This is a genomic window from Candidatus Deferrimicrobiaceae bacterium, from assembly GCA_036504035.1.
Classification (GTDB): Bacteria; Desulfobacterota; Deferrimicrobia; order Deferrimicrobiales; family Deferrimicrobiaceae; genus JANXPS01.
On sequence record DASXVV010000009.1, the window covers coordinates 260,246 to 276,210 of the forward strand.

Consider the following 15,965-nt stretch of genomic DNA (forward strand, 5'->3'; position numbering starts at 1 on the left):
ACGCTCTCGCCTCCGGTATCATGTAGATAAATAATCTTGCGTGGGAGAAACCGGATGAATTTGACTGACCGAGCCCGATGCGCCGCGACGGCCGGGTTCGCCTTTTTGGCCGTGGCGTTGGGAGCGACGCCTTCCACCCACGCCGCGCCGCAATCCGCCGCCGTTCCAGGCGCGAAGTCTGTGGCCGGGAAACCGGCTCCCGCCGACTACCGGGCCTTGCCGAAACCCGGCGCGCGCGTCACGCTCGACGCCGGGCATTACTTCACCTACGGTTTCACCAAGCCCGCCAAGATCGGCGTGGCGATCATGAGGGTCGAGATCTTCACGCGCGACGGGAAGCACGACACCTCGTTCGGCGTCAAGGGCGACGCGGACATGCCCTCGATGCGAGGCGCCCACACCATGGGCGACAAGGATTTCGCCCTGTCCAAAAAGGGCGACTACCTTTTGCCGATCCCGCTGGTCATGCCGGGCGACTGGGAAGTCCGCCTCACATTCGTGAAGGACGGGAAGACGGTCCTGCGTGGCGCCTATCTCTTCGACCTTTAGAAAGGCCTATCTCGGCATCGTTGCCCTGTTCCTGGGGTTGTCGGCAACGGCGCGCGCCGACAGCCACCTTCTCTACTTCGAAGCGCAAGGGGTCGCGGGCTACTCGACGCTCGAGGACAAACCGGTCTTCAACTCGATGAACCCGGACGCGGAAATGCAGCGTTCCAGCGTCGGATTCGATTACCTTCACCGCTTCTCCGGCGAAGGCGGCGATTTCGGATCCCTCGGCATCCAGGGCCGGCTCGCCTACAACCGTAACGCAGAGGGAGAGAACGATCCCCGCGTCGAACCCCAGCTCTACAACGCCTGGTTCAAGCTTAAGACGCCCTGGACCGACGCCTGGATCGGCCACAACCGGCCGGCATTCGGGCTCGGCTCCTACTTCGACAGTCACCCCCTCCTCCTGCGCACGCTGCCCATCCAGGGGTTCGGCTACGACCGCGATTGGGGCGTCGGCACATACCGCGACTTCTCCCGGGGCAACCTTCAGCTCAGCGCCACGACCGGGACGGGCATGCCGCTCGAGGCCAAGGGCAACTACATGCTCGCCGGGCGGATTTCCTACGGGGTGCTGGCCGAGGATAATTTCTCCGCGGGCCTTTCCCTGGCCCTCGGCCGCACGCTCGACACGATGGGATACAAGGTGCGAAACGCCGACCCTGCCATGATGCGGCTGGCCGGCGCCGATCTCGCCCTGCTCCGCAACCGGTTCGAGCACCGCTTCGACCTGCTCGCGGGCAAATGGCTTGGGGCCGACACCGTCGCCGCGATGTACCGGCTGGGTATCCTGCTCGACGCCGAGGGGAGGATGAAGCTCGAGGCGCAGCCCACCTGGTGGCGCGTCGACGGCGAGGGCGGCGAGAACCTTTTGCTGTCCGCCTGCTTCACCGGCCTCGTCACCTCCGACCTGGCGTCCCGCACGATGTACGAATACGATCGCGATCGCGGCGATCATCGTATCGTCACGCAAATCTATCTCTACAAGCCGATGTAGGCCATCACGCCCCCGGAGCATCCATGAAGACTGCCCGCGAACCGATGATCCGCCGCCGAAAGGCAATCCGGCATTTCCTCGCCTCCCTGGTCGCACTGATCGCTGCACTGGCGGCCACGGCGTCCTTCGGCGCCGTCGGCTGCGACCTGAACGACCCGGACCGCGACGTCGCCCGCCTATTCCCCGATTCGAGCGGGTACCGGACCTCCTACGTCTCCATCGACAAGCGGGGCGGCGAACCGATGCTCCGCCGGATCGAGAAACGTCTGGGCGACCGGTTCCACGGCATCTACGAGACGATCGACGTCCCCTACACGATCTACGACATCTACAGCGGGAAGAAGAAGGTCGGTTACATCCACGGCGTCAACCAGAAGGGGCAGTTCGGCGGCATCCAGGTGTTCGTCGCGCTCGACCTCGACGGGAAGATCAAGTCGTTCTACATCCAGAAGATGACCAGCGAATGGGCGAAGAAGCTGCGCGATCCGAAATTCGGCAAGCAGTTTACCGGCATGTCGCTCGCCGACCTCGATGCGTACGACCCGGTTACCGGCCACGGGAACGGGAAGATCGCCGGGGTCAGGAATCCGGCGCCCGAGGCCGAAGCCGATTACCGCGCCGCGCTGCGCGCCCTCAAGAAGAATCTCATCCTCATGGACGAATTCGTCCTCGCTGCGGAACGGAGCCGGAAATGATCACCCGATTCGGAATCGCCTCGAAGAACCTGCTCCGGAAAAAATCCCGGACGCTGCTTACCATGGTCGGGATCATGCTCTCCGCCTGGGTGCTCGTCAGTCTTCTCGGCTTCAACCGGGGCTACGAGATCGCCCTCAACCGCGACATCGAGAACATGGGCTACCAGCTCATGGTCATGGCCAAGGGGTGCCCTTACGAGGCGGCCACGATGATGCTGCAGGGCGGGAAGGGGCTTCGCTACATGCCCCAGACCATGGTCGACAACATCACGCGGGAACCCGAGGTCGAAAGCGTCACGCCCATCCTGATGCAGGCGTTCTTCGACCCGAACAAGGGCGAGAGCGGGGGGATCGCCGGCTACTTCGGCGTTGACCCCGCCACCTATCCGGGGATGAAGCCGTTCTTCCGATTTCGTCAGGGTGGCTGGTTCAAGGACGGAAACTCCGACGAGGCGGTCATGGGGTTCGAGGCGGCCGAACTTGAGCAGCGCGAGGTGGGCGACATGACGCTCGTCCCCGAGAAGAACGTCAAGCTCAAGATCGTCGGGATCCTCGAACGGACGGGAAGCCAGGACGACGGCACGACCTTCGTCCCGCTGAAGACGCTGCAGCGGATCGCCGGGACCGACAAGATCACCACGATCGGCATCAAGATCAAAAAGAACGCCGACATGGCCGCGCTCGAGAACCGGCTCTACCAGCTGCCCGACGTCCAGGTGGTCAGCTTCAGCCAGGTCAAGCAGACCATCATGAAACTCATCTCCACGGCCCGGGTCATGGTCCTTTCGATCGCGGTCGTCGCCATTCTCATCGCCATGGTCGGCGTGGCCAACACGGTCCTCATGTCCGTGCTGGAGCGAAAGCAGGAGATCGGCATCCTCAAGACGATGGGGGCGATGCCTTCCGACGTGTTCCGGCTGGTCTGGACCGAGACGCTGATCCTGTGCGCGGGAGGCGGGCTGGCCGGCATCGGGATGGCCTTCGCCTTCGCGCACGTGACGGACCTCCTCGTGCGGCGGATCCTCCCTTATGCCCCGAGCGGCGGGCTGGTGTCGATCGATCCTGCGCTGGCGTGCCTGTCGTTCGGCATCATCCTGCTCGTGGGGCTTTTGAGCGGCCTGTACCCGGCATGGCAAGCCGGGCGCGTCCGCCCACTCGAATCGATCCGGGGAGAGGGGTGACCGGCATGGAACAGCGAACCAGCAATCACTCGTCGCTCGAAGCGCGGGAGCTGACTCGCGTCTACCGGCGCGGCAGCGAGGAGATCCGGGCGCTCGACGGCGTTTCGCTCAAGATCGAGCGAGGCGATTTCGTCTCGTTCATGGGCCCCTCCGGCTCGGGGAAAACCACCCTCGTCAACCTGCTCGGCTGTCTCGACAATCCCACGTCGGGAGAGCTGTCCCTCGCCGGGCGCCCGATCTTCGGAACGGGCAAGCCGCTCGGCGAACGGGAGCTGACGAAAGTCCGACGGGAGCTGTTCGGCTACATCTTTCAGAATTTCTACCTGATTCCCACCCTGACGGTGCGCGAAAACGTGTCGCTGCCGCTCGCCTTCTACCGAAGGCCCGGAGTCGAGGGGGAAATGGAACGGCTGCTCGAAATGCTCGGGATGAGCCACCGGATGAATCACCTCCCGGGGCAGATCTCCGGGGGCGAGATGCAGCGGGTCGCCATCGCGCGCGCGCTCGTCAACCGGCCCGAGATCCTGTTGGCCGACGAGCCGACCGGCAACCTCGACAGCCAGCGGTCCGGCGAGATCGGCGAAGTGCTCCAGGAACTGAACGGACGGACGGGGCTGACGATCATCATGGTTACGCACAATGCCGAGCTCGGAATGCTCGGCAAAAGGCGGATCGAGATGCGCGACGGTCACGCCCACGAGATTTAAATAATTACACGATGCCGCTCCAGGAGGAATCTACTTTGACGAAACCGATCCGCACCCTGTTCCTTTTCCCGTTCCTGAGTCTTGTCCTCGCAGCAACCGCAATGGCGTCCTCCCCGGTGGAACCGCCGCAAAAGTGCGAACAGTGCGGGATGGACCGAGAACGGTTCGCCTACAGCCGGATGATCGTCGAGTATGCCGACGGCAGCAAAGCCGGCGTCTGCAGCATCCACTGCGCCGCTGCGGACATGGCAAAGGGGGCGGGCAAGGCGGTCAAGACGCTACGGGTCGCCGATTACAACACCCGTGAGATCCTGGACGCGAATATCGCCACGTGGGTCGTCGGGGGAAAGGCGAAGGGCGTCATGACCGGCGTCCCCAAGTGGGCGTTCGCCGACCGGAAAGAGGCGCTGACCTTCGTCAAGGCCTTCGGCGGCAAGGTGACGCCCTTCAAGAAGGTGTTTGCGGCGTCGAAGGCCGAAGTGGCCGAGTGGGGCCGTTAATCGCCTTTCGGCAGGAACCGCGTCAGCGCCTCCTTGAGCGCCCCTTCCGCCTCCGGCTTCACCGCGCCGGATGCATCGACGAGCGCAGACGGATCGAAGCCGGCCAGCTTCCGCTCGTGCTCATCCCGAAGCCCCCGCTTCGCGAGTTCGCGCAGCATTTCGTCACGCCTTCCGAACGCCTTCGCCTCGTTCAGGACAATCGCCTTGAGCAACAGCGGATCCAGGTAGTCCGAATCCCGGCGGAGTGCCTCGTCCAGCTTCTCGACCGCGTTCTCGGGAACCACGGGCAGAAGTCCCCGGGACGTGCGGGCCAGCAGGAACAGCCGCTTGCCCAGGTTGAAATACTGGAGCGCATGGTTCTTCGGCGTGTGCGCCAGAAGATACTCGGTCGCCTCCGGCCGCTTCGGCGGGGGAATCCCGAGGAAGGCGTCGAGAAGCGCGGGAATCTCGTCGCGGGCCACCGAAGGGAATCCCGGGTACGACGCGGCTATCCGAAGCGAGTTGTCCACCACCAGGATCGTCGGCACGCTGATGATGCCGATCTCGTTGTAACCCTTGAGCCCCGGGTCGATGACGACGGGGAAGGCGACTCCGGCCGCCCCGGCGGTCGACTTGACCAGGGCGACGGCGTCGGCGGACATCTCCGCATGATCGGCATCGATCGCAAGGAAACGGAGCCCCGACTTCTCGTACCGCGCCCGTGATTTTTCAATGAACCCCAGCAATTCGGCCGACCGCTCACTCCAGGTCGCCCAATAGACGACGACGAGCCCCTTCTCTCCGGAAAAGGAGGAAAGCTTTCCCCCGGCGCCCGTTACGCCCGAGAGTTCGATATCGGTCAGGCGTGCCCCATTCTCCGTCCCCCGTAATGCAAACGCCGTATTGAATATTGACGATACGATCAGGAAGGCTGCGAGTATGGCCCAAAAGATCCATTTTCCCTGGCGCATCCTGCCTCCCTTCACGGGTCAGCGGTCCGGGCGACGAATCATCAGGAGATGATACAGGTGCCGGGAGCCGATCACGGCGTGTACTGCCGGGCAACGGTCGATCAGGCCCGCATCGTCCGTCGCCAGGATGCAGCTCCCCTTCCGCTCGCGGGCGACCCGGTCGGCGATCCAGTCGTCGGCCAGTTCGTTTCCTTTGTGGGTGAACACCACAGTCAGGCCGAAGGCTGCCGGCTCTTCGCGATCCTCCACTCCGTCGTAGACGGCAAAGACCCGTGCGAAAGACGACGCCATCCGTTCGAGCGCAAAGTTCAGCTGGACCCGTTTCCCGGCGAAATCGGGAATCACCCCGCCGTCGCCGATCGTCGGCTCGTTCGTGATCAGCAGGTTGTTCCCGTCGACCAGCAGCGTGTAGCGCGATGCGCCGCCCTCCCGGAGCAGCGATTCGAACGTCTCCTCACGCAGCCCCACGCGACCGGTCGACCGGATCGTCTCCGACCGGATCACTCGCCGCACCTTTCCCTCGATCGCGCGACGGAGCCGCTCGTGGCCGGCGGCGTCGACGAGGCCTGCTTCGGCCAGCGTCGCCGCGACGGCGGTAAACCGTTCGAGCAGCGGCAGGGCCGCCTTGCCGTCGGGCAACTCCCCGATCGGGCGAAGAAGCAAGGGGACGGCCTCGGGATCCGGCGGAGCCAGGAGCGCAGCGCACGCGGGGTCGGAAAGCATCCTGGCCCGGCGCGTCTCCAGCGCACGGATGGCGGCGGCCAGCTCGGGGACCGCCTTCAGGGAATCGCGCCCGGCGAACCGCAGCTCGCCCAGCAATCTTCCGATCCGGTCGTGTTCCTCGCGAAGGGCGCGGACCGTTCCGTAACGGGCGTTGACGGCCGCCTGACGGTCGAGCGCCCGAGTGGCCAGCGCGATCGCATCGGCGTTGTCGATCCGCGCCCTATCGACGGCATCCCGCCCCTCGGGGCTCTCGAAGTCGAGACCAATCTCCCGGCGCCAGCGCTCGAACAGCTCCCGCGCAACTTCTTCGCTGCGCGCCCGCTCCCCGGCAAGCTCCCGCTCGGCCGCCTCCTGCCCGCGGACCGCCTTCTGCAGATCGGACTTCAGTGCCTTGCGATCCTTCCGCGCGCGATCGAGCGCCTCCTCGATGACGGCCATGTCGGCGCGAAGTCGTGCGGCCTGCTTGTCCTGGCGGCCTGGCCGGTGGGGAGCGGATGAGGCGGCTTCCGCCGAATCGGACTCGGCGGCCGACGGTTCTTCCGGGATTTCGGATTTCGTTCCCGCGACCTGCTTCAGCGCGGTCAAGAGATCGCCCCGGCCTTCGACCCGTCCCGGCAGCCCGGGCTTTCCGGGATGCGTCGGGATCGCCAGCGTCCCCACCGCCTTTCCAGGGGCGTGATCGGCGACTACGGCTTCGATCGTCGCCTCGAGATCGGGGGAGGGTGCTTTCTTCTTCACCGGGCTTCGCCTCCCGCATGCATCCCCTCGGGCAGCGCTTCAATCATGAAGATCGCGGGGAAATGGTTGGCCCTGAATTCCGTCTTCGCCCGGTCGTGCCGCGCCTGCAACTGTGCGAGCCGATCGAGCGCCTCCTCCCGCGACTCCCGGAGCGACTCCCGCCCGGACTTCGCCTTCGCAATCCTCAGGTCGATCTTCCGGACTCCGGACAGCAGCGAGGCCATCTCCCGGTCGATCGGCGCAAGCTCGCCCATCATCCGCTCGTAGTCGTCGAAGGCGCCTTCCAGCTTCCTGATCACGTCGTCGACCGCCGCGACAAGCCCCTCGGGCGGGGAGGAACCCCCGCCGCCCTTCCGACTGCGAAGGGACCTGATGAGCCGATCCCGGAGCGGGCCGGTTCCTTTTTCCCCCCGGCAGATCTCGCCGTAAAGACTGATGGCCTTCCAGAACGCCTGCGGCGTCAGGAAGTCGGATTCTTTCCGGACGCGACCGAGCGCCATCAGCACGACGGTCTCCATCCAGCCTTCCTGGACGGAGGTGCGATCCAGGCCCGAGGGAAATGCGTCGTGACGGACCGGCCAGCGGCGAAGCGTCGCGATCCGATCCCGGCACGCCTCGAGCTCCGGGCCGAGATCGAGCCAGTTGCTCCAGCGCCGGGGAAGTCCTTGAACGCTCCCCCCGGAACGGATCGAAAGCGCGCGGATGGCGCGCCGGGCGAATTCGAAATCGGAATCGGGAATCCACGTGACCGGCCGCTTGAGCAGGTTGTAGCGCTCGAGCGCGGCCAGCCGCCCTTCGAGCCGCGCCCGATGCCGTGTCGCCCCGTTGATGAGACGGACGAAGAAAAGGGCGGCGGGACGACCGAGGAATGGGCCGATCTCGCCGACGGCGGCGTGGTCTACCGTCCCCCGGGAAGCGGCAGCCCGACGAGGGGGAGGCGCGACCGCCTTTCCGGCCATAATCTCCTTCCAGACAGGAACGGAGGGGGGATCGTCCGGACGGAAACCGAGCTGGACGGCGCGTTCGACCGCCGTGACCACCGTCCTGACGAAGGCCGCGGCAGCCGCGCGTGCGTCGATGTACCCGACCGAAAGCCCGGCGTTGATCAACGTATCGACCCTTTTCGCGATGGCGACCACTTCATCGGACGTCTCGACGGTCCGCCCTTCTTTCCTGGCGAAGTCGAGGATCACGATCAACAACCCGTTGGCGACCGCCTCCTCGACCGGAAACTCGTGCCAGAAACCGACAGGACTCCCGCCCTGCGAAACGTTCGGCCGGTCCAGGTGGAGCGACAGCAGCTCCAGGAGCTGGCCGAACTGGGAGTGGGACGCCAGCGTCGCAGGCCGTTTCGCCGGAAGGTGTCCTGCCGTTTTCGCCGGGCGCCGGATCAATAAAGATCCCCCGACTCGTCGTCGATGTCGAAATCCTCCTCGCCTTCACCGTCGAGGTCGAGCCCGAGTTCTTCTTCACCCGACAACGCCTCGGCTGCGGTCGCCGGCGGTTCCCCATCGTAGAGGATCGCATCCTCGACGGTCTCCAGCGCGAATTCCCCTTGTCGATACGCCTCGATCAGGTCCTGAAGCTCGAAGAACATGTCCAGCGGGAAAGACCGGTCGGGGCCGAAGGCGGATTCGTCGATGCCGAAATACGCGAACCGGGCGACCGGGATCGGCTCGGTGGCATCCTCGGGATCGATGTCGATCAAGGGATGGTTCTCGGCTGCCCAGATGGCGATGAGGAGCCATTCCTTGAACGTGAAGCGGTTGATGGCGCCCTGGAGGATCTCGGAATAATCCGGGCGCTCCTTGAGACGGTAAGCCCACGACAGGATGATTGGATGAAAAGGGCGACGGTCGTCGTCGGGCTTGCGCGCATCCATCGCCAGGGCAGCCCGGATCGCCCCCAGGACGTTTTCGACGTTCGCCACGTACGCGCCCATCGAAAAGCCACCGTCGAGATGGCCGAGAAGCTCGTTGATCCGGTGTTGCGTCAGGTTGTCGGCCAGCACGTCGCCGGGATTTTCCTTGTCGGCAATCTCGCCGAGGATGATATCGAGCGCCTGTGCCGCCCGGCCGGTTTCGAGACCGATCAGGTCATAGTTCTGGAGCAGCGCGATGGCGGTCGAGGGATCGTCGTGGACCGGGGCCAGCGCTTTCTTGCTGATGATGTCGTCGTAGATCGTCTTGACGTCGCCCTGCCCGTAGGAAGCGGCGAACCGCGTCGCCAGCTTGTTGAAGGAATCCTGGTCCATCAGTGACCCCGGACCCGTGTCCCGTACATGTACCCGCTGATGTCGGGCGAGCTGGTCGCCCACGACAGGTACCCGTGGATCTTCTTGAGATAATCGGCGCCCCTTGGGACCACGGCGATCCTTTCGAGAAGTTCAGCCATACCCGACCCGTGCCGGCATGCGAGCACCTGCTTGCCCCCCAGTTGCACGAGATCGGCGCCCGCCGCCGTTCCGACCCGGGTGCATCCGGAGATGATCGCCGCGAAATCGTACGGCTCCATCAGATCGACGATCTGCTCGCCCGTCAATGCCAGCATTTGCGCCGCCGTGTCGTTCCTGGAGTCGACCGTGATGCCGATCTCCCCGTCTTCACGGACATAGGCGCGGACCGCCTCCAGAAATTCATCGTACTCATGCTCCATGCGTCGTTCCCCCCTCGATGATCATCAACCACAACGTCCCCGGCTCTCCGCCGTTCTTCCCCGGCTCGCCCAGCCCCTCGAGCTCGTACCAGGCGACCTTTTGCCCTTCGGGTTGAATGCCGACCCGCACCGGCGAAACCCTTCCAACCCCCGTCGGAACCGGCTTGCGCGCGCTCGCGGCCTGCACCCACGTCTTCCCTGCCCGCGGTGCGTTCCGGGCGGTCGGGAGCACGGACCGCAACAGGCGCTTGCCGACCCGCTTCCGTTCGAACAGCTCGGCGACCGAATCGACATGCCCAAATTCGAGCTCGAACCGCTTGCGACGCTCGGGATGCGTCAGGATCCGGTAAGCCTCGGTCGCCGCATGGAAAAGCGCCTCGCTCTCCGGGTTCCCCTGGCTACGGTCGGGGTGGCACATGAGCGCAATCTTGCGATAGGCTGCCCGGATTTCCGGTTCGCTCGCATCCTCCGCGACGCCGAGCAAGGCATACAGGTTCATCCGCCCGCCTTCCGCTCGAAATTGAACGACGAGGCGCCGGGAACCGGCTCCCCTTCCCGCGCGGCCCGCAGCATGGGCTCGCGCTCCCCGGTCGGAACCCCCGCCAGCTCGGCGACGAATCCCCGGCAACCGGCGGCCCGGAGCCGATCGCGATACCCCGTCACCGAGAACGGCACACCGGGACGAAGCACCGTCAGCCCGTCCTCGGTCGATAGCCGACCGCCTCCTCCCGGCTCGATCGATACCCCGTCGTCCCCCGCGCTGCGGGAAACCGGAATTCGGGACACCATCAGCGCGGGCCTGCCGGCCAGCGTCACCCAGGGCACGATCGGAAGATCCGCGCCCAGAAGGAGGGCCAGATTCTCTCCGTCGTCCTCGGGCGACAGGACTGCGGCCGAGGCCCCCTGGTCGTGTAGGGCGCGCAATGCGGCGCTGTTCATCGCGCCCAGCCGCCAGCCGGCGAGGATGCGGACATCGCGCCCTTGCAACAGCGGAAAATGGGCGGGGTTGTTCGCTTCGAAATGGCGGAATCCCCGGCCAATAAGTCGATCGATCATTTCCGCGACCGCCGCGGTGTCCTCGCCCGCGAGCCAGAAAGGAAGCCGCCAGACGATCCGGTTGCGGTCGGGGTCGATGCGATCGGACGCGGAGTCGAGATCTTCCCGAAGGACGCCTCGCCCGATCGGGACCAGGAAGCCGGCAACTCCGGAAGGGTCGAGTGACGCGATGTCTTCGATGGCCCCGACGCCCACCCATAGTTCGGAAGGCGCTCCCGTGGCCGCACGCGGGGTGGTCCGAAAAGCGTTCCGGGCGGCTTCGTCGACCTCCTTCCGGTTCCGGGCATGGCGATCTGTCGCCTCGCTTCCGAATGCGGCGTAGAAGGACCGACGGATTTCCTTGATCCGCGAGGGAGGAATGAAGCGGTCGCCCAGCTGTGACGCCTCGAAGCCCGAAAGCGCGAACGGCGTTCCGCCAGTCTCCGCAAAACGCGCACGCAACGCCTCGGAGCCATTTCCGTCCCTCGCCGCCGCCAGCGTCCCGACCGCGAATTCCTTTCCGAAGGAGAAATCGTCGGTGGTCCCCAGAATGGAAAGGGTCTCTCCTTGCAGCGACAACGCCAGGTTGCACGAGATACGATCCGACGGGACCGCGGCAAGCCTGCGAAGGCAGGCGGCCTCGCTTGCCATCCCGGATGCACCGTCTGCGACCTTGTACACGGTGTCGCCTATGGCGAATCGGAACGGGGCCGAGATGGCCACCTGAGTGCCCGGCTGCGCTACGGTCCCCCCGCCGCCCTTGGTCTCGATTCTCCGCACGGTGAAGGTTCGCCCCTCGCGTCCGGTGGCGGGCTGGACGCGCAAACGGTCGCCGGCATGGAGCCGCTGGGTGGTCACGAAGCGAATGCCTTCCCGCCCGACGGCCTCGACACGGCCGATCTCCTCCCCGACCGCGCCTTCGCGCACAGGGTCGGTCAGGTCGTCCGGCTTCCCTTCGACCAGAAAGCCGGACGTGCCGGTCCGCCCCCGCGCACCCGTCAGGAGCGATCTTGCATCCGACACCGCCGCATCGTATCGGTCGAACGGCGCATCGATCAGCCGCCGGTAAGCGGACACGGAGGCCGCGACGTAACCGGCCGGCTTCATCCGCCCCTCGATCTTGATGGAGGCGACCCCGGCGTCGGCCAGCGACCGGACCGCCTCGATCCCCCAGAGGTCGCGCGTCGAAAAGGGATATTCCCCCGCCCCGTCGAACCTGTAGGAGCGTCGGCACGGCTGGGCGCAATCGCCCCGATTGCCGCTGCGTCCGCCGAGGAACGACGAAAAGAGACACTGGCCCGAGATGCAGAAGCACAGGGCGCCATGGACAAACGTCTCGATCTCGATTGGCGATTCTGCAGCGATGGCGCGGATCTCGGGAAGCGTGAGCTCGCGCGCCAGAACTACGCGTCGGAACCCGAGCGTAGCCAGTTGCCGGACGCCGGACAGGGTGTGGACGGTCATCTGCGTCGATGCATGAAGCGCGAGCGACGGAAAATGCGCGCGTGCGATCCGCGCCAGCCCCTGGTCCTGGACGATCACCGCATCGACGCCCGCGTCGGCCAGCATCGAGAGGATTTCCACGATCTTGGGAAGCTCATGCTCCTTGAGCAGCGTGTTGAGCGTGACGTACAGCCGGCGTCCCTCCCTGCGGCACAGGGAAGCCATCCGCGAGAGATCGTCGGGTGTGAAATTCCGGGCGCGGGAACGCGCTGAGAAATCGTGCAGGCCGGCGTAGACGGCGTCGGCGCCGTTCTCGATCGCGGCAAAGAAGGCCTCGACCGACCCTGCCGGCGCGAGAAGTTCCGGTTTTATTCCGATTCGGTGGACCAATGAAGTCATCTTTTCAGGATACCGGATTTTGCGCCTCTTCGCCGACCTAAGCGATTCCGCCCATTATTCGTCCTTTTCGAGGATGCCCGCGGGCAGGATGCCCGTCCGGCCGAACTTCTCCTGAATCTTGTCGACGGTCCGGTTGAGCGCGTCCCGCCGTTCGGGCGAGGATGGAATTGTGCCCCGGCCGGTCGTCTCCCCTGTTACGGCTGCCTTCCCGCCCGGGGGAGCGAACAACGAGAGTTGGACTGCCCTTCCCCGGAGGTTTCCTTCCGCGAACAGAGCTGTGCCACGATCGGGCTCTCCCGCTTTCTCGACGACGACGTCGTCCGGCGTTTCGGGCATCGCGAGCGCCTCCTCCCCCGACATGTTCGACAGGGATATCCCCAGCAGGCGCACCGGGCGGCTCCCGGCTTCGGTCTTGTCGAGCAGGCGACGGGCGATGCGGTAGATCGTTCCGCCGTCGTCGGTCGGCTGCTGGAGCGATTCGGCGCGGGTCACCTGCTCGAAGTCGGCATATTTCACCTTGAGGGTGACCGTCCTGCCCCGGAATCCGTGGCGACGCATCCGCGACGCGACCCGGTGTGAGAGGTCGAGCAGTTGCCGCTCCATGGTCTTGCGGCCGCGGATATCCTGCTCATAGGTGTCCTCGTGCCCGATCGATTTCACCTCGTTCCCGGTCTCGACCTCCCGCTCGTCGATTCCGTTCGCGAGCGCGCGCAGCTGCGCCCCATGGCTCCCAAGTTTCCCGACCAGCGTGTCTACCGGAATCGCCGCGAGATCTCCGATCGTGCGGATGCCCATCCGCTGCAGGAGGCTTTCCGTGACCTTCCCCACCCCCCACAGCCGGCCCACCGGCAACGGCGCGAGGAACGCCACCTCGGCCCCGGGCGGGACGACCACGAGGCCGTCGGGCTTTTCGAGATCGGAGGCGATTTTCGCGACGTGCTTCGAGGAAGCAACCCCCGCGGACACGGTCAGGCCGGTTTCGGTGCGCACCGCGTCCTTGATCGCCCGCGCGATCTCGATGGGGGTGCCGAACAGCCGTTCGCAGCCGGTGACGTCGAGGAAGGCCTCGTCGACCGATAGCGGCTCGACCAGCGGGGTATACCGGTGGAAGATGGCGAAGACCTGCCGGGAGACCTCCCGATAACGCGCCATGCGGACCGGGAGAAAGATCCCCTTCGGGCAAAGGCGATGCGCGGCCGACATCGGCTGCGCCGACCGGACGCCGAACTTTCGCGCCTCGTAGGACGCGGCGCACACGACCCCGCGCCGTTCGCTTCCCCCGACGATCACCGGCTTCCCCGCGAGCGTCGGGTCGTCCCGGACCTCGACCGAGGCATAGAAGGCGTCCATGTCGAGATGGAGGATCGCGCGCGGACGGGCCGTCCGGGATTCGTTCATCATTCGACCCAGCCCAGGGTGCGGCAGCACGCGTCCGCGACCGCGGCCCGGACCTCCGCCATCGGCGGCGCCTTCCCGAGCAGTTCGGCCATGGAAGTCGCCTCGCGCCCCCGCAGCCCGCAAAGGTTGATCTTCCGGAAATAAGCCAGGTCGGTCGTCACATTGAGCGCGAAGCCGTGATAGGTCACCCACCGGCGGACGCCGACGCCGATGGAGGCGATCTTCTTCGGGCCGACCCAGACTCCGGTCAGTCCGTCCACGCGCTCCGCCGGGATGCCGAAGCCGGACAGCGCCTCGATCAGCGCGGATTCGAGCGATCGGACGTACCGGTGAAGCTCCGGCTTTTGAAGGCGGACGATCGGGTAGCCGACGAGCTGCCCCGGACCGTGGTAGGTGATGTCCCCGCCTCGGGAGATCCGTTCGAGAGCGATGCCCTCGCGGGAAAGCGTTTCCTCGGGGACAAGCAGGTTGGACGAATCGCCGGTGGAGCCGAGCGTGTAGACGTGCGGGTGGGTAAGCAGAAGGAGGGTGTCGCCGACGGCGTCGTCGGCGCGCCGCCCGAGGATCTCGAGCTGCATCTCGAGCGCGGGACGATACGCGACTTCTCCCAGCCAGACGCTTTCCATTCGGGGGCGGCCGTCGGTCAGAGGGAGAATTCCCCCGCCTCGAGAATCTCGCGCACGCGGAACAGGAAGCCGTTGCCGGCGACCCCGTCGACGACCCGGTGGTCGTAGCCCAGGACGAGGTACATCATCGGCCGGATGACGATTGAATCGGCGCCGTCGACCTCGGACACGACCGGACGCTTGACGACCTGCCCCATCCGAAGGATGCCGACCTGCGGCTGGTTGATGATCGGCGTGCCGAACAGGTTGCCCTTGGGCCCCGGATTGCTGACGCTGAAGGTGCCGCCGTTCAGCTCGTCGGGCAAAATCCGGTGGTTGCGCGCCCGGGCGGCCAGGTCGTCGACGGCATCGGATAACGCGCCCAGCGAAAGCTTTTCGGCGTCGCGAACCACGGGGACCATCAACCCTCGTTCGGTCTCGACCGCCACCCCGAGGTGGACCGCCTTCCGGATGATCAGGCTCTCACCCGACACGATGGCGTTGAGCGTCGGGAACTCGGCAAGCGCCCGCACGGCGGCGATGAGGAGAAACGGCAGCACCGTCACGCTCCTCCCCTGCTGCTTGAACCCGGCCCGTAGCGCCATGATCCGGTGCATGTCGACCTCGGCGACCGCGTGGACGTGCGGTGAGGTCTGCTTGCTGCGGACCATCCGCTCGGCGATCATCTTGCGGATCGGCGAAAAGGGGATGACCTGATCGCCTTCCGCGATCCCCTCCGCGCCCGAGGCGGGCGGGGTGGCGTGAGAGGCGGCCGCCGGCGGCGCTTGCGCGTCGCGCATCGCGGCCGCGCCAGGGACGGCCGCGCCAGGGACAGCCGAAGCGGCGGATAGTGAAACGGATGAAACACCTCCGCCGGCGAGAAACGCCTCGACGTCCCGCTTGGTGACCCGCCCGTCGATCCCGGATCCCGCAATCTTCGACAGATCGAGCCCGTGCTCTGCCGCCATTCGAGCGACGACCGGCGTGATGCGCAACGTAGACGCGCCCGACGCTGGCGGACGGGAAAGCGGCGGAGTGGCGGGGGTCGGCACCGCGGGGGCAGCGGGAATCGGCGGCATCGCCTCGCCCTTCCGCGCGATCCACGAGGGCATCCCCTCCTTCTCCTCATCCCAGGCGCCGGTCGCGGCTTCGGTCTCGATCCGGGCGATCACAGCCTTGATCGGGACGACCTCGCCCGTTTTCGCGAGCAGTTCCGCCACGACGCCCGCTTCGGGCGACGGGATCTCGGCATCGACCTTGTCGGTCGAGATCTCGAGCAGCGCCTGGTCTTTTGCGACCCGGTCGCCCGGCTTGACCAGCCACTTGACGACGGTTCCCTCGACCACGCTTTCCCCGAGCTGCGGCATCACGACGTCGACGATCATGGATCCTC

General features: G+C 65.9%; 16 protein-coding genes. 6 read left to right on the forward strand and 10 right to left on the reverse strand.

What is annotated here, in order from left to right:
• Positions 1 to 54: 54 nt before the first annotated feature.
• The 6 genes from VGK27_06920 to VGK27_06945 are packed head-to-tail and all read left to right on the forward strand — an operon-like array spanning position 55 to position 4,626.
• On the forward strand, positions 55 to 549 hold the full coding sequence (locus VGK27_06920) for a hypothetical protein (protein HEY3489836.1): 495 nt from the start codon (positions 55 to 57) through the stop codon (positions 547 to 549).
• On the forward strand, positions 524 to 1,543 hold the full coding sequence (locus tag VGK27_06925; protein ID HEY3489837.1) for a hypothetical protein: 1,020 nt from the start codon (positions 524 to 526) through the stop codon (positions 1,541 to 1,543). Before VGK27_06920 ends, VGK27_06925 begins: the two co-directional genes overlap by 26 nt.
• A gap of 23 nt (positions 1,544 to 1,566) precedes the next feature.
• Complete coding sequence (locus tag VGK27_06930) at positions 1,567 to 2,238, forward strand: hypothetical protein (protein ID HEY3489838.1); 672 nt, start codon at positions 1,567 to 1,569, stop codon at positions 2,236 to 2,238.
• A complete protein-coding gene (locus VGK27_06935) occupies positions 2,235 to 3,419 on the forward strand; it encodes an ABC transporter permease (GenBank protein HEY3489839.1) in 1,185 nt (394 codons plus the stop codon). Before VGK27_06930 ends, VGK27_06935 begins: the two co-directional genes overlap by 4 nt.
• A gap of 5 nt (positions 3,420 to 3,424) precedes the next feature.
• Complete coding sequence (locus VGK27_06940; protein ID HEY3489840.1) at positions 3,425 to 4,126, forward strand: ABC transporter ATP-binding protein; 702 nt, start codon at positions 3,425 to 3,427, stop codon at positions 4,124 to 4,126.
• Between the two features lie 35 nt (positions 4,127 to 4,161).
• Positions 4,162 to 4,626, forward strand: a complete 465-nt coding sequence (locus VGK27_06945; protein HEY3489841.1) for a nitrous oxide reductase accessory protein NosL — start codon at positions 4,162 to 4,164, stop codon at positions 4,624 to 4,626.
• Here VGK27_06945 and VGK27_06950 read toward each other — a convergent pair.
• From VGK27_06950 to VGK27_06995, 10 genes are all read right to left on the reverse strand, one after another.
• A complete protein-coding gene (locus VGK27_06950; protein ID HEY3489842.1) occupies positions 4,623 to 5,576 on the reverse strand; it encodes a TlpA disulfide reductase family protein in 954 nt (317 codons plus the stop codon). The genes VGK27_06945 and VGK27_06950 overlap by 4 nt on opposite strands.
• An 18-nt stretch (positions 5,577 to 5,594) precedes the next feature.
• Entirely contained in the window at positions 5,595 to 7,037 is a 1,443-nt protein-coding gene (locus tag VGK27_06955; protein ID HEY3489843.1) for a hypothetical protein, read from the reverse strand.
• A complete protein-coding gene (locus tag VGK27_06960) occupies positions 7,034 to 8,431 on the reverse strand; it encodes a hypothetical protein (GenBank protein HEY3489844.1) in 1,398 nt (465 codons plus the stop codon). The genes VGK27_06955 and VGK27_06960 overlap by 4 nt, the downstream gene beginning before the upstream one ends.
• The gene (locus tag VGK27_06965; GenBank protein ID HEY3489845.1) at positions 8,428 to 9,291 is read right to left on the reverse strand and encodes a hypothetical protein; all 864 of its coding nucleotides are present in this window, start codon (positions 9,289 to 9,291) and stop codon (positions 8,428 to 8,430) included. The genes VGK27_06960 and VGK27_06965 overlap by 4 nt, the downstream gene beginning before the upstream one ends.
• On the reverse strand, positions 9,291 to 9,692 hold the full coding sequence (locus VGK27_06970; GenBank protein ID HEY3489846.1) for a hypothetical protein: 402 nt from the start codon (positions 9,690 to 9,692) through the stop codon (positions 9,291 to 9,293). The genes VGK27_06965 and VGK27_06970 overlap by 1 nt, the downstream gene beginning before the upstream one ends.
• On the reverse strand, positions 9,682 to 10,191 hold the full coding sequence (locus VGK27_06975; GenBank protein ID HEY3489847.1) for a DnaJ domain-containing protein: 510 nt from the start codon (positions 10,189 to 10,191) through the stop codon (positions 9,682 to 9,684). Before VGK27_06975 ends, VGK27_06970 begins: the two co-directional genes overlap by 11 nt.
• Complete coding sequence (locus VGK27_06980; GenBank protein ID HEY3489848.1) at positions 10,188 to 12,560, reverse strand: U32 family peptidase; 2,373 nt, start codon at positions 12,558 to 12,560, stop codon at positions 10,188 to 10,190. The genes VGK27_06975 and VGK27_06980 overlap by 4 nt, the downstream gene beginning before the upstream one ends.
• A 63-nt stretch (positions 12,561 to 12,623) precedes the next feature.
• A complete protein-coding gene (gene dinB, locus VGK27_06985; GenBank protein HEY3489849.1) occupies positions 12,624 to 13,970 on the reverse strand; it encodes a DNA polymerase IV in 1,347 nt (448 codons plus the stop codon).
• Positions 13,967 to 14,593, reverse strand: a complete 627-nt coding sequence (gene lipB / locus VGK27_06990) for a lipoyl(octanoyl) transferase LipB (GenBank protein ID HEY3489850.1) — start codon at positions 14,591 to 14,593, stop codon at positions 13,967 to 13,969. The genes dinB and lipB overlap by 4 nt, the downstream gene beginning before the upstream one ends.
• Positions 14,594 to 14,610: 17 nt before the next feature.
• Positions 14,611 to 15,957, reverse strand: a complete 1,347-nt coding sequence (locus VGK27_06995; GenBank protein ID HEY3489851.1) for a dihydrolipoamide acetyltransferase family protein — start codon at positions 15,955 to 15,957, stop codon at positions 14,611 to 14,613.
• Between the last annotated feature and the right edge of the window lie 8 nt (positions 15,958 to 15,965).